At 41.0% G+C, this 14,002-nt stretch carries 11 protein-coding genes; 6 read left to right on the top strand and 5 right to left on the bottom strand.

Annotation, left to right across the window (positions count from 1 at the left end; genetic code table 11):
- Positions 1-83 precede the first annotated feature (83 nt).
- Positions 84-1,670, bottom strand: coding sequence for an isocitrate lyase (locus Q0895_RS06020; protein ID WP_299186460.1), 1,587 nt, complete (start codon positions 1,668-1,670; stop codon positions 84-86).
- Positions 1,671-2,455: 785 nt separating this feature from the next.
- Here Q0895_RS06020 and Q0895_RS06015 point away from each other — a divergent pair.
- Together Q0895_RS06015 and Q0895_RS06010 are read left to right on the top strand one after the other, a co-directional pair.
- Positions 2,456-3,445 (top strand): LysR family transcriptional regulator, encoded by a 990-nt coding sequence (locus tag Q0895_RS06015; RefSeq protein WP_299186457.1) that lies wholly within the window; start codon positions 2,456-2,458, stop codon positions 3,443-3,445.
- Between the two features lie 377 nt (positions 3,446-3,822).
- A complete protein-coding gene (locus tag Q0895_RS06010; RefSeq protein ID WP_299186455.1) occupies positions 3,823-5,205 on the top strand; it encodes an NAD-dependent succinate-semialdehyde dehydrogenase in 1,383 nt (460 codons plus the stop codon).
- Positions 5,206-5,350: 145 nt separating this feature from the next.
- Here Q0895_RS06010 and purN read toward each other — a convergent pair whose 3' ends face one another.
- On the bottom strand, positions 5,351-6,043 hold the full coding sequence (purN, locus tag Q0895_RS06005; protein ID WP_299186452.1) for a phosphoribosylglycinamide formyltransferase: 693 nt from the start codon (positions 6,041-6,043) through the stop codon (positions 5,351-5,353).
- A complete protein-coding gene (gene purM, locus Q0895_RS06000; protein WP_299186449.1) occupies positions 6,043-7,104 on the bottom strand; it encodes a phosphoribosylformylglycinamidine cyclo-ligase in 1,062 nt (353 codons plus the stop codon). The genes purN and purM overlap by 1 nt, the downstream gene beginning before the upstream one ends.
- A gap of 361 nt (positions 7,105-7,465) precedes the next feature.
- On the opposite strand from purM, the gene Q0895_RS05995 reads away from it, so the two are divergent.
- The 3 genes from Q0895_RS05995 to Q0895_RS05985 all read left to right on the top strand — a co-directional run bounded on the left by Q0895_RS05995 (position 7,466) and on the right by Q0895_RS05985 (position 10,504).
- Positions 7,466-8,572 carry an AI-2E family transporter gene (locus tag Q0895_RS05995; protein ID WP_299186446.1) on the top strand — a complete coding sequence of 369 codons (1,107 nt, stop codon included), beginning with the start codon at positions 7,466-7,468 and terminating at the stop codon, positions 8,570-8,572.
- A 321-nt stretch (positions 8,573-8,893) separates the two neighbouring features.
- On the top strand, positions 8,894-9,697 hold the full coding sequence (gene hda / locus Q0895_RS05990) for a DnaA regulatory inactivator Hda (protein WP_299186443.1): 804 nt from the start codon (positions 8,894-8,896) through the stop codon (positions 9,695-9,697).
- A gap of 99 nt (positions 9,698-9,796) precedes the next feature.
- Entirely contained in the window at positions 9,797-10,504 is a 708-nt protein-coding gene (locus Q0895_RS05985) for a DUF2057 family protein (protein WP_299186440.1), read from the top strand.
- A gap of 102 nt (positions 10,505-10,606) precedes the next feature.
- Here the strand turns inward: Q0895_RS05985 and Q0895_RS05980 are convergent, their stop codons facing one another.
- Both Q0895_RS05980 and Q0895_RS05975 read right to left on the bottom strand, forming a co-directional pair.
- Entirely contained in the window at positions 10,607-11,092 is a 486-nt protein-coding gene (locus Q0895_RS05980; protein ID WP_075102806.1) for a Dps family protein, read from the bottom strand.
- 239 nt (positions 11,093-11,331) lie between these two features.
- Positions 11,332-11,994 (bottom strand): YcxB family protein, encoded by a 663-nt coding sequence (locus Q0895_RS05975; protein ID WP_299186437.1) that lies wholly within the window; start codon positions 11,992-11,994, stop codon positions 11,332-11,334.
- Positions 11,995-12,525: 531 nt separating this feature from the next.
- Between Q0895_RS05975 and serS the strand changes: the two genes are divergently transcribed.
- A complete protein-coding gene (gene serS, locus Q0895_RS05970; protein ID WP_299186435.1) occupies positions 12,526-13,812 on the top strand; it encodes a serine--tRNA ligase in 1,287 nt (428 codons plus the stop codon).
- Positions 13,813-14,002: the final 190 nt, after the last annotated feature.

Here is a 14,002-nt window from a genome sequence, read left to right as displayed (position 1 = left end):
AATGGTTTAAACTGCAACAAAAAAGCCGCCCTATAGTGTATAGGGCGGCTTTTTTTAATATTATACTTAAGAGCTCTTGGGTATTAGAACTGGTTCATAGTGTTCTTTTCGCCGCCAGCTTTTAGGGCATTGTCGCCTGAGAAGATTTCTTTGTGATCATCACCTAAGTCAGAGCCTGCCATTGCTTGGTGCTTAACACAAGAGATGCCTTCGCGAATTTCTTTACGCTGTACGCCAGCTGCATATGCAAGCATACCTTCTTCACCAAAGTAACCTTTAGCAAGCTCATGCACGCTAAGAGCGGTGGTGTGGTAAGTTGGTAGGGTAATCAAGTGATGGAAGACACCTGCTTCACGTGATGCATCACGTTGGAAGTTTTGAGCGGCAACGTCAGCTGCTGCATCAAGTTCAGTACCATCATAGTCGCTGCTCATTAAGTCGTCTTTATTGTATTTAGAGACGTCTTTGCCTTCTTCTTCCCACTGAGCGATCACTTGCTTACGGAAGTTTAGCGTCCAGTTGAACGATGGGCTATTGTTATAAACAAGCTTAGCTTTAGGCTGCTGCTCTTTGATACGATCAACCATCATTTTAATGTGCTCGACGTCTGGCGTTGGTGTTTCAATCCAAAGCAAGTCAGCACCATTTTCAAGCGCAGTCACACAGTCAAGTACAACGCGGTCGATGTTGGTATCTTCACGGAACTGGTATAGGCCGTTTGGCATACGAACTGGACGTACCAATTTGCCGTCATGCTTGAGTAGGCTATCGTTCTCGTTGGCGTCTTCAATGCTCACTTCTTCCATTTCTAAGAAGTCGATATATTTAGAAGCAAGATCGCCTGGTTCGTTTGATACTGGGATTTTTTGCGTGAGTGATGCGCCCTCACTATCGGTACGAGCCACGATGACACCGTCTTCCACACCAAGCTCTAAGAATGCATAACGAATTGCATTGATTTTGGCGATATAATCTTCATGCGGTACGGTTACTTTACCTGCTTGGTGACCACACTGTTTGGCATCAGATACTTGGTTTTCAATTTGGATAGCACAAGCACCAGCTTCGATCATCTGCTTGGTTAACAGATAAGTGGCTTCTTCATTACCAAAGCCTGCATCGATATCGGCGATGATTGGTACAACATGTGAATCAAAGTTTTCGATTTTTTCTAAAATAGCTTTGGTGTCTTGGCCTGCTTCTTCAGCTGCGTTTAGCTCACGGAAGTAATCGTTTAGGACTTTAGCATCTGCTTGACGTAGGAAAGTATAGATTTCTTCGATTAGCTTTGGCACAGAGGTTTTTTCGTGCATAGATTGGTCAGGTAGAGGACCAAACTCAGAGCGAAGGGCGGCTACCATCCAACCTGATAGATAGATATAAGTTTTAGACGTTGTGCCAAAGTATTTTTTCTTAGCGTACATAGTTTGCTGGGCAATAAAACCATGCCAAGCACCTAGAGACTGTGTGTACTGAGAAGTGTCATTGTCATAATCTTCCATGTCTTGACGCATAATTTTTGCTGTGTATTTTGCAATATCTAAACCAGTCTTAAAGCGGTTCTGTAACATCATACGTGCAGCATCAGTTTCGCTGATATTCTGCCAATTACCGTGCTTTTGCTTTAATTCACGTACTAAATCGATCGCTGATTTATAATTAGTTGACATCTACAGTCTCCTTGTTGGGGTATTAAAAGTTTAACGAACAAAAAATCAAATGGTAAAATGATAATAACGGTACTTGCGTGGAAGTTACGCGAACTATGATTACACTCAAGACATTCAAATTCAATGGTTGCTAGTACTACTAAGAATACGTTGAAGTTTTATCCATAAACAACGAATAACAATCTGCTATAAACCTTACCTCTATTACCCTAAACAAACCCAACAACAAATACAAGCGCTTTGCTCAACTGTATTTGAAAATTCAGACGTTAGGCAGATATTTATACAATTTTTAATGCTCTTATCTTTATGTATTAAAACAGATAGGCAAATCATGACCTATTAATAAGATAAGAGATGTTACAATAATCAAAGGCGTAACAGGTGACAGATGAGCAGAGTATTATGTGCTACCACTACTAAATCGTTATACTGCAACTGAGTTAAATAGCTAAATACATTAACCAGCTATATGAGGATAACCATGATTTGTGTGAAAGTTATCGTCTACGTTGCAAATCATTCATATAACTCACTATAGCGGGGATACCTAGATTTACCTAATTTATGATTGTTATCTTTGGTATTTTATCTATATATAGTATAATTAAAACAATAATTTATATTGACTAAATCACGTTATAATAATCAAAATTTAATGATTTTTAGACAAGATTTTTAATAATCATATTGAGATTTGTCAGGTAAGCGATAGCAAGTATAATAATCACACACAAAATGGCTAATTACTAAGTAGCATTTATTCTAAGTAAAAGAGAAAACGTATGAATCTGCAGCGGGTTGATTTGAATTTATTGGTGCATTTAGATGTATTATTAAGAGAAAAAAACGTCACACGTGCTGCTGAGCAGTTAGGCATTACGCAGCCTGCAATGAGTAATATTCTGCGGCGTTTGCGTAAATTGTTTAATGATCCATTGTTAGTACGCTCATCTGAAGGCATGACTCCGACAGAAAGAGCTTTAGAGCTACAACCGCGTATTCGTGAAATACTTGCCGATTTGACTCAAGTGCTCGAACCACGTACAGAGTTTCGTCCTTATAGCACATCACGCGTCTTTCGTATCATGACCTCAGACTATGCGGAAGCAACGTTGGTGCCAAAGCTGGTCAAAGCGTTACGCTCTGAAGCACCAAATGTCATTTTGGACTTTTTAACGCCATCAGATGTGTCTTATCGTGATATGGAGCAGGGCCGAGTCGATTTGGCTATTAACCGTTTTAATGAAATACCCCAAAGCTTTCATCAAGTATTGGTTTGGCGTGACACTTTTAGTTGTTTGCTAGCATCAGAGAGCCCTTATGCTAACCGTTTTAATCTCAAAAACTATCTAAAAGCGCAGCATGTATGGGTGTCTAAGACTGGTATGGGCGTAGGGTTTGGTGTCAATCCAGAAAAATCTGGCGGACTTGGCTCTATTGACCAAGCATTGCAGCGCTTGGGCCAAAAACGTCAAATTAGCGTTTTTACCCGCCATTATCAGATGCCAGCAATGCTTGCAGCAAATAAAGATTTGATTGCCACATTGCCGACACGAGTTGCACGCATGCAGGCCGACAACGACAGCATCATGATGAAAGAGCCACCATTTTTTATTCCTGAGTTTGAGCTAACGATGGCGTGGTCACCGTTACTACAGCATCATCCAGCTCACCGCTGGTTACGGCAACTAATTATGCATGTGGCACGGCAAGTGGTCGCTGATGAAGAAAACCAAGAGCAAGAGGTACCTACTATTAATCATCTGTTCTAAAAAACTAACGAATAAAGTATCTCTTATTCATGTATTTATTAAAAAAGAGACAGTATAGAACCAGCCACCGTGCTGGTTTTTTATTTGCTTAAAATTAGTATTGGTTAAGTAATTCTTAATAACATAGTCACACTATTAACATATTAAGCACATTTCTTTATATCTTGTAAAACTGTAAGCCAAATAGTTTTGTTATGATAATTCCAACTTAGAAAAGTCAAACGTTAAGTAAAAAGTTATTTAAAACGAACCTTTTTAAAACAATAGCTAATTGAGCCTAGATAATAAGGCTAAAAAACATATGTTTTATAATTAGTGTCATCTAAGCTACTTAGCAATTTATCAATTAATTAAACAAATAAATAAGGTTAATAATCATGGCAGATATTACGACTGTAAACCCAGCAACGGGCGAAGACATTAAAGAATATAACTATATGAGTAATGATGAGGTCAACAAGATCGTTGAAGCCTCACATCAAGCGTTTTTAGAATGGCGTAAAACCAGTCATGAAGAACGTGCAAAGGTCATCAACTCTATCGGTGAGACCTTGATGAAATATAAAGAAGAGCTATCAAAGCTTATGACTGAAGAGCGCGGTAAGCTCTATAGCCAAAGCTTGAGTGAAGTTGATTTATGCAAAGCAATTTGTGACTACACGGCAGAAAAAGGTGTTACTGCTCTTGCGGATGATGAGCGTGATGTCGAAGGCATGAAGAAAGGCATCATTACTTATCAGCCAATTGGTGTTATCTATGGGATGCAGCCTTGGAACTTCCCAGCTTACCAAGTATTTCGTTATACCATTGCCAATTTGATGGCTGGTAATAGTATCTTACTTAAGCATGCAGCGAATGTAACGGGATCTGGCTTATTAATTGAAAAAATATTCCATGAGTCGGATTTACCAAATGATTTATTCCGTACAATTCTAATCGATCATGACCAATCGGAAGTATTGATTGGCCATGATAAAGTACGCGGCGTTACGCTGACTGGTAGTGATGGTGCAGGTAGCATCGTTGGTCAGCAAGCAGCAAAAGCAATCAAAAAATCAGTATTAGAGTTGGGCTCGAATGATGCCTTTATCGTTTTAGAAGATGCTGACTTAGAGCTTGCCGTACAAACTTGTACACAGGCACGTCTCATTAATAACGGTGAAACTTGTGTTGCTGCAAAACGTTTTATCGTTGTTGATAGCTTATATGATGAGTTCCGTGATCGCATCGTTAAAGAATTTGCAAGCAAAAAAGCTGGCGATCCAATGGATGATAGCTCAGATCTTGGTCCATTAGCGCGTAAAGATTTGCAAGAAAAATTGCATGAGCAAGTGGAAGAGAGTGTAAGTAAAGGCGCTACAATCTCTGTTGGTGGTACGTTACCAGAAGGGAAAGGTAGCTTTTATCCTGCGACCATTTTGGAAAACGTCGAAAAAGGTCAACCAGCTTATGATGATGAGTTATTTGGTCCAGTAGCATCGCTAATACGTGCTAAAGATCAAGACGATGCGCTGCGTATCGCTAACGATAGCCGTTATGGTCTGGGCGGCGCAATCTTCTCTAAAGACGAAGACAAGGCAATTCGCCTAGCCAGTGAAGAGTTCGATACAGGTATGGTCTATATTAATGGTTATGGCCTTGCCAATCCAGCAATACCATTTGGCGGCGTCAAGAACTCTGGTCATGGCCGTGAACATGGTGGCTTTGGTATCAAAGAGTTTGTTAATATCAAAGGTGTCCATGTCCATAAAGGCCAATAACATATAAAGATATTTAGAGTTAAAACACTCTAAATGTCTTTGAAAGTAAGACAAAGCCCAGCCATTCAATATATGAATGGCTGGGCTTTTTTATGATCGATAGGTTTAAATAGCTAATACCTTTTTTTGTTTCTTGCCGTTACCTTTAACTGTCTAAATATAGCTTCAAAGGTAATGTCGGCATACAGGTAGGTTGCTGATTTGGTAATTGCTCGTTGTTCAACGACAAGACACCTTTAGCCAATAACAAAATTGTCCAAGGCAACAGTTGATGCTCAAGCTTTTGTACACGTGTCTGCAAGTTATTAGCAGTATCTTTGTGATTGATTTCCAGCAGGGCTTGGGTCAGGACAGTGCCTGCGTCGAGCTCAGCGGTTACCACATGGATACTACAGCCATGATGACGATCGCCTGCCTGTATGACGCGTTGATAAGTATCAAGGCCTTTATAGGCAGGTAACAAAGCAGGATGTAGATTAATCATTGGAGCTGGCGCGTTATCTATAAATTCGGCACTTAGTACCCGCATAAAACCAGCCAAAACAATCAGGTCGGGTTGCCATGTAGTTAGCTGCGCGCTAGCATGAGTTTCAAAAGTCTTAATCCCCATACGTTTGCCGCTAGCAACGTGTGACAACACTGCAACTGGAATAGTGGCATCTTTAGCACGTGTGATCGCATAAGCATCCTCACGATTGCTAATGACGCCTACTATTTCAATAGGTAGTGCACCTGCTTGCATGGCGTCTATTAAGACTTGCAAGTTGCTACCACTGCCTGATACCAAAACAGCCACCCGTAATGGCTTATGATTACCTTTTTCGTTGCTGTCTATCATTAACGGTACACCACTGCGTCCGCACTGTTGTCAGAGCCACGCTCGACCATTTCGCCTAACTGCCATGCTGTTTCGCCAGCATCATTTAGAGTCTTAATAGCGATATCAGCTTTGTCTTTTGGTACCACGACGACAAAACCAACACCGCAGTTAAAGGTACGATACATCTCGCTTTGCTCGATATTACCTTGGGTTTGTAGCCAAGTGAATAGCTCTGAGAATTGCCAGCTATTTGTGTCAATGCTAGCGGCCAAGTTATCTGGTAATACGCGTGGTAGATTGTCTGTTAAACCGCCACCAGTAATGTGAGACATGGCATGTAAAGCCGAGCTACCAAGCGTATCTTGCAAAGCTTTAATAGCCTTGACATAGATACGAGTCGGTGCCATTAAAGCATCTTGGATAGGCTGGCCGTCCAGCTGCTCATCACTGTTAGTGACATCAACATCGCTTACCTCAATGACTTTACGTACAAGAGAATAGCCGTTTGAGTGCGCGCCACTTGAGGCAAGAGCGATCAGCACGTCGCCTTCGCTGACGTTTTTGCCTGTGATGACCTCACTTTCTTCGACCACGCCGACACAGAAACCCGCCAAATCATAATCATCATCTTGATACATGCCTGGCATCTCAGCCGTTTCGCCACCGATAAGTGCGCAGTTGGCAAGTTTGCAACCATCACCGATGCCTGTGACCACAGTTGCCGCCACGTCAACATCTAGTTTACCAGTCGCATAATAATCTAAAAAGAATAACGGCTCTGCACCGCATACTAATAAATCATTAACACACATGGCGACCAAATCAATGCCAATAGTGTCATGACGGTTTAGTTGTAACGCCAATTTGAGCTTAGTACCAACACCGTCAGTACCGGATACGAGTAGCGGAGAAGTGTACCCTGTCGGAATACGACATAACGCGCCGAAACCGCCTAGACCACCCACAACTTCAGGGCGTGTAGTGGCTTTTGCTACGGATTTGATTCGTTGAACCAACGCATCGCCTGCATCAATATCAACGCCGGCATCTTTGTAGCTTAAAGAAGGCTTGTCACTCATAGTCATCTCACAATTGGGGATAGATAATTGGAATCAATCATTGAAGTTATTCATCAAAATGAATAGTTGCAGTCAGTATTACAGAATCTAAATGTAGTGCGCGCATTATACCCAAAAATAGACCATACTCGCAAAGCAACTTACCAATATTTAGCCAAGATTCGTTATAAGTCATCAATAAAAAGCTAAGACACAAAAAATGACTGCTTTTTTACTGTACTTTGCGATAATAAGACGCATAAGTAATTATAAAATTAACGTACTAATGATGGCTGCTAAAGTAAAGTTATTTAATAAATGACATACTAAGACGTTAGTAACGTTATCATTTTAAATCAGATTAATTGTAGGATTGTCCTTAATGATAAACCAACCGATAGATCCATTTTTTCGGCGCTTATTTATCGTCGTTGCTATTGTCATAACCCTATTTTTGTTGTATTTAATGATACCGGTCATTATACCGTTCGTAATTGCTTTTATATTGGCGTATTTATTAAATCCATTGGTCAAACGTTTATCAAAGTATGTTAGACGCTGGATAGCAATCATCATTGTCTATGCCATATTGACGTTAAGTATGATACTGGTACTTTGGTGGATTGTGCCAACATTATGGCATCAACTACAAGCTGCTTGGGAGTATCTACCCAAGATTTTGAGATGGTATGATGAGGTTGTGCGCGAATGGTTTAGTGCCAATACTCGTTATCGCCTACCAGAGTTAGAGGCAAAAGGGTTGTCTGAGACATTAATGGACTATATGCAAACGCATTATAGGTTTTCGGACGCCAGTACTTGGATGAGTCAAATAATCGCCTCAAGTATGAATTTTATTAATAGTGCTGGACTTATCGTGCTAGTCCCCATTTTGACCTTTTACTTTTTGTTTAATTGGGACAAACGTTTGCTTAGCTGGAAAGTCGCTATTCCTGCTGCTTATTGCAAGACGGTCGTCGAGATTGCTCAAGAGTGTGATCGTGCATTGATGGCTTTTATCAAAGGTCAGTTACTGGTCATGGTACTATTAGGAATCATTTATGCTGTACAGTTACAATTGATTGGGCTTGAGCTTGGTATAATCATTGGTATGGGCGCAGGTATCGCAAGCTTTGTCCCTTATCTAGGCTTTGGGCTTGGTTTTATTGCTGCTATTATCGCTTGTCTATTCCAGTTTGGTTTAAATTGGACATATTTGTCTTTGATAGTGGGGGCGTTTTTGGTAGGCCAAGCGGCAGAAGGTTATATTCTACAGCCCTTATTATTAGGGGATAAGATTGGCTTGTCACCACTATGGGTCATATTTGCAGTATTGGCAGGCGCAAGTCTGTTAGGGTTCGTCGGTATGTTGATTGCTTTGCCCGTATCCGCTGTACTCAACGTATTGTTTCATCATTTATATGATTATTACCGTTCTACTGACTTGTATAAGGGACGCAAGCAGTTAAACTTATTTGAAAAAAGATAAGTCATACAATATTGCAGCTTATAGCCTACATTGATAGCGCTGGTCAGATAGTAGCTCATAGATGAGTGGTTAATGTAGGTTAGTGAGTAAAAGAGTTGTCAGTCATTTTATAAATATGTTATATATAGGCGCAGTATTGACTAGAGCAGTTGCTTGTCTAAGGCTTTTTAAAAGAGATGTTCGCTAACAAGACGTCAGTTAAAAGAGTCATGGTCAATAGCAGCAAATTCATGTTACACAGTATTTAAGCCAGTTAAAAGAAAGTCGTTTATCATGTGGTGTTTTCTTTTTTTTGTGCGATGCAAAACGAGTTGATGATTCATGGCAGAAGCACAGCTAAGTCTTAATTTGGACATTAAACACGATGCAAGTCTCAGTGACTTTGCAGGTCCAGGTTGGATGTCGATTATTGATGCAGTGCGGCAACTACATGTCGGCCTGATAGGACAGTTGTACTTATTTGGCAGCCCTGCTACTGGCAAATCCCACCTACTGTCGGCTATTTGTGAGTCGTTTATTGAGATGGACAAGACAGCAATTTGTTTGTCGCTTAATGAGTTGATTCATACTGATGTCCACGTGCTGTCGTCTTTAGAAAACTTTGATCTTATCGCTATTGATGATTTGGAAGTACTAGAAGATAGCAGTCAATGGCAAGAAGCACTATTTCATTTGATAAACCGTAGCCGAGAAGGGCAGCGTCAGCTACTATTTGCTGCTAATAGGCCAGCCAGTGAGCTGCCGTTTCAGCTGACTGATTTATTGACACGTTTAGCGCAAGCGCCTACTTTTAAAGTGCCTAATGGTCATGAGTTAGCAGATCGTCAAGCACTACTTCAATCTATTTTGCGTAGGCGAGGTTGGCAGTTCGATCAGCGTATCATTGACCATTTGCTTACCGAAGGTCCGCATCGTATCGGGGCGATGATGGAAGTACTAAATTATATTCAGCCAATGTTTTCTAATCTTGGACGTAGCAATATATCAAAAGCAGTCATAAGTGATGCACTCCGTACTATTGATGAGCAAACGCTTGCCGCCGAGCTTGCTGATATCGCTCAAGAAGCCCATGAAGACAGTGAAGCGGCAAATAATGACAATCATACAATACCCTTAGATTTTTAGATGTCAAAACTCACTAAAGAAAGCTTATTAAAGATAGATAGCTTAACGCTATAACTGTTAATTTTCTCACCAAATTTTTTATCGTGGATAGGATGTCTTATGAAAATCTCTGCCTCTTTGCTCAAGAAAATGACCATTAGTACGCTATTCGTTAGTATAGGTTCGGTATCTATGCTCTCACATGCAGCGGTTACTCTAAACGTTGATGATCATATCAAAGTAACGGCTATCAATGGGCAAGAAGTCAAACAAAGTGCCTTTCAACCCCTAACGAAGACGTTTACTCTACAGCCAGGCCAGCATGCCATTACTGCTAAATACGATCGTTTATATAAATTACCTCGGGATCAGCATGACTATCTGCGTTCAGGTAACATCAGCATAACAGCAGAATTGGCCGACAATCAAACATACCGTTTGGCCATGTCCAATCAGCCAGAAGACTATGAAGCTGCCAAAGAGTATGCTGAACGTCCCACGCTAGCTATACTGAATAATGATACAGTGGTTGCAAGTCAACAAAGCCTCGGCGGTAATAAAGGTGGGTTACTTTCAGGTATCGGAAAGGCTCTAGGTGGCGTATTCGGTGGTAGTAGCAATGCTGAGCTACAGAATCAGCGTGCTATCGCTGCAATAGAACAGCCAAGTACACCACAGGCAGTGACCGCTCAGCATAGAGTGAACACTGGTACGGTAAGCTCTACCACTACAACACAGTCTGTAAATACCCTCGATAGTTTCATGCAGATTTGGCTTAACGCCACACCTGCTGAGCGCGAGAAAATGCGTCAATGGATTCAAAAATAGAGCATGGTTTTTGTAAAATAATAATTTTTGTAAGATAAGCGATAAAAAAAGCACCTAATGATAGGTGCCTTTTTTATGAGTTTTTATATTCTAGTCAGTTTATTAACCTAAAAAAGCGTTATACATCCAGATCAGTTTTTCTTGCTGCTGTACATATTCATCTACTAAGTCAGCGGTACCTTGATCTTCAGCTTGTTCAGCTAGTGCTGATACGTCACGTTGCTCTTCAATAAGAGATTGCAAACCAGTCACCACGCCTTTCACACAAGCATTACCGTCTTTAACATTCTTATCTTCAGGAATACTGGTGTGCTGAGCAAAGTCGCTATAAGCATGGAGTGGCGTACCACCTAATGTCAAAATACGCTCAGCGATCTCGTCGATTTCTACCTGTAAGCTAGTATATAGTTCTTCAAACTGAGGATGTAGGGTGAAGAAGTGCTCACCTTTTACGTTCCAGTGGTAACCGCGAACGTTGATATAAAACATATGATAGCTTGATAATAAGCTGTTGAGCTTGGTGATTACTTCGCTCATATCTGCTTTTTCTAGGCCGATTTGGTTAGTTGCATTATTGGTATTACTCATAATATTATCCTTATAGTGTGAGTGTAGATTATGTGGATTATAAAGTAAAAGTATAGCAAGTTATTCCATTTATACTTAAACGCTTTACTTCAATAGGACTTTAAAAATACAGTAAACATATCCCAAAAAGCAAATAGAACAATCACAGCGCCATACCCTGTAATGATTATAATAATAGCAAAACGTGAATCATTAGTTAAGTTTGATAAATATAATGCTATGATTGATTCTATAAAACCTTACTTTGAAGGCGGTTGTAGGCTTTCAGGATTTAAGCCGCGTATTGGAACGACTTCTTGTAAATGCTGACGGACAGTATCAATAGGGAACTTCTGTGCTTGTAAACGTTTGGGTACGATTTGGCTACCTTGTTGCCCCTTCATTTCAAACATCATAAAGATATAGTCATCAGTCTCGTCCCAGCTTTTGACCGCAGTCCATGGAATCACCGCTTGCTGAGTGGCACCCGCTCGCATTTGCATACCACGCATCTTATTGTTGCTCATCAAGTCAGGTTGATTGCTCGGCATTGCCATGACTAGACCGTGCTTTTGTACGCCTAATTTCATCTGGCGCATCTCATCTGGCATCTCTTGCTCGGCCACTTGCTTTTCAAACTCTCTTTTGACATACCATTTAAAGCCAAGGGTACGAGCCAATAAGTAAATCACGACTGCAACCAGCATCAACCAAAAAATAATAGTAGAGTAGCCTGTAACAAAGACCAATCCAGCAATCGCTAATATCACGACCACCGCCATAATGATCCATTCTTTGGTTTTAAAACTCGATAAACCAAAAGAGGGACTGGCACTGGCAAACAGTTCATACTGTGCTTGATGAAATTCAGCCTCAGTTAGGTTTAAGGCGACAGGTTGGAGCGTGTAGGGGTACAGGGCCATAAAGGTTTCTCAAATACTTATATTAAAAGCGTGGGGTTTAAATCGCCAGAGCAAGGCAACTATACCGCACTTGGCTAGAAGTGGAATAAAGGTATGCGCTTATCTTACCGAAAAGTACTCTTAAATGAAACATATAAGCAAGTCTGTTCACTGATAGATGTCATATAAATGGCATGAACGCTGGTATTTGCAGCTTACTTGGTTAAATAGTAATCTTAAAATGTAAACAGGGTAATTTAAAATTATGGTGTATTCGCTTACTACAGCAAGTATGCTGATGATAATACGTCATAATCCCTAACAGTTATAACGAAAACTTAGCTAAAAAATGGTCGAAATACCGATTAGACAGGGTTGCAATATGGTCAAAGCTACTGGGTCTTGGTATTATAGCGGCTACAATATATTCTCATGAAAAACAGGCTCTCATAACCAAGTAATAGGGTTGAGCGAGGTATCAAAGCTAGACTGGCCCGCCTATTACTTTTCCTTTATATTTTTTACTCACTTTTAGCGTTACAGGCAACTATTATGATTGATCCAAAACTCTTGCGCGGCGACTTAAGCGATTTACAGCAACAACTTGCCACTCGTGGCTACGAGCTTGACATGGCCTTTTGGCAAAGCATCGAAGCTGAGCGTAAATCGCTACAAGTTAAGACCGAAGAGTTGCAATCGCGCCGTAATGCAGGTGCAAAACAAGTGGGCGCGCTAAAAAAATCAGGTGAAGATGCCAGCGAGCTATTGGCCCAAATGCAAAGTGTCAGTAGTGAGATTAAAGTCGCTGAAGACGAGCTGCGCACTCTACAAGAGCGCATCAACCAAGCTGCTTTGCAAATCCCGAATATCCCAGCAGCAGATGTGCCTGTCGGGACCTCAGAAGATGATAACGTTGAAGTACGCACTTGGGGGACCCCGCGTGAGTTTGATTTTGAGATTCAAGACCATACTCATATCGGTGAGACGCTTGATATGCTCGATTTTGAAGCAGCAACAAAGCTCACTGGTAGTCGCTTTAATGTGTTGAAAGGCCAGCTTGCACAGCTTCACCGCGCCTTGATTCAGTTTATGCTAAATACCCATACCATTAAGTACGGCTACACTGAGACCTATGTGCCTTATATTGTCAATAGCGAGAGCCTAAAAGGCACAGGTCAGCTGCCGAAGTTTGAAGATGATTTGTTTAAACTGACCAATCATACTAATAACGATGAGATGGATTTTTACCTCATTCCAACGGCGGAAGTGCCGATGACCAACTTGGTACGCGGCGAGCGCTTAGATATCAAAGAGCTACCATTGAAGTTTACCGCGCATACGCCTTGTTTTCGTAGTGAAGCAGGCTCACATGGCCGTGATACCCGTGGTCTCATCCGTCAGCATCAGTTTGAAAAAGTTGAGATGGTCAATATTGCCTCAGCTGAGCAGTCAGATGAGCTATTAGAAGCGATGACAGGACAGGCCGAAGATATTTTGCAGCAGCTCAATCTACCATATCGCACGGTCAAATTATGTACTGGTGATATGGGCTTTGCCGCACAAAAAACATATGACATCGAAGTATGGTTGCCGAGCCAAGACACCTATCGTGAAATCTCAAGTTGCTCAAACTGCGGTGACTTCCAAGCACGCCGTATGGGTACGCGGGTTAAAGACGGCAAGCAGACCAGTCTTGCGCATACGCTAAATGGCTCAGGTCTGGCTGTTGGTCGTACATTACTTGCAGTGATGGAAAATTATCAGAACGCTGATGGTAGTATTACCATTCCAGAAGTATTGCGTCCGTTTATGGGCGGTGCTGAGACTATATCAGCTTAATAAATGTTTTACTGTAGTAATGGCAAGTTAGCATGATAACTTGTCATTTATTACTTTTAGCCGATTATTAAAGGTTGTTTGACAAAACCAATATAAGCCATAAGTTAAATACAAACGATTTTATGATGTCGTTTTTGGCTTGCCTCATAGCAAATATGTTAATATTGCAGCTTAAATAAATACCTTATGT

It is taken from the genome of uncultured Psychrobacter sp. (assembly GCF_947495825.1).
Taxonomy (GTDB): Bacteria; Pseudomonadota; Gammaproteobacteria; order Pseudomonadales; family Moraxellaceae; genus Psychrobacter.
This window is presented reverse-complemented; position numbering and strand designations above follow the sequence as displayed.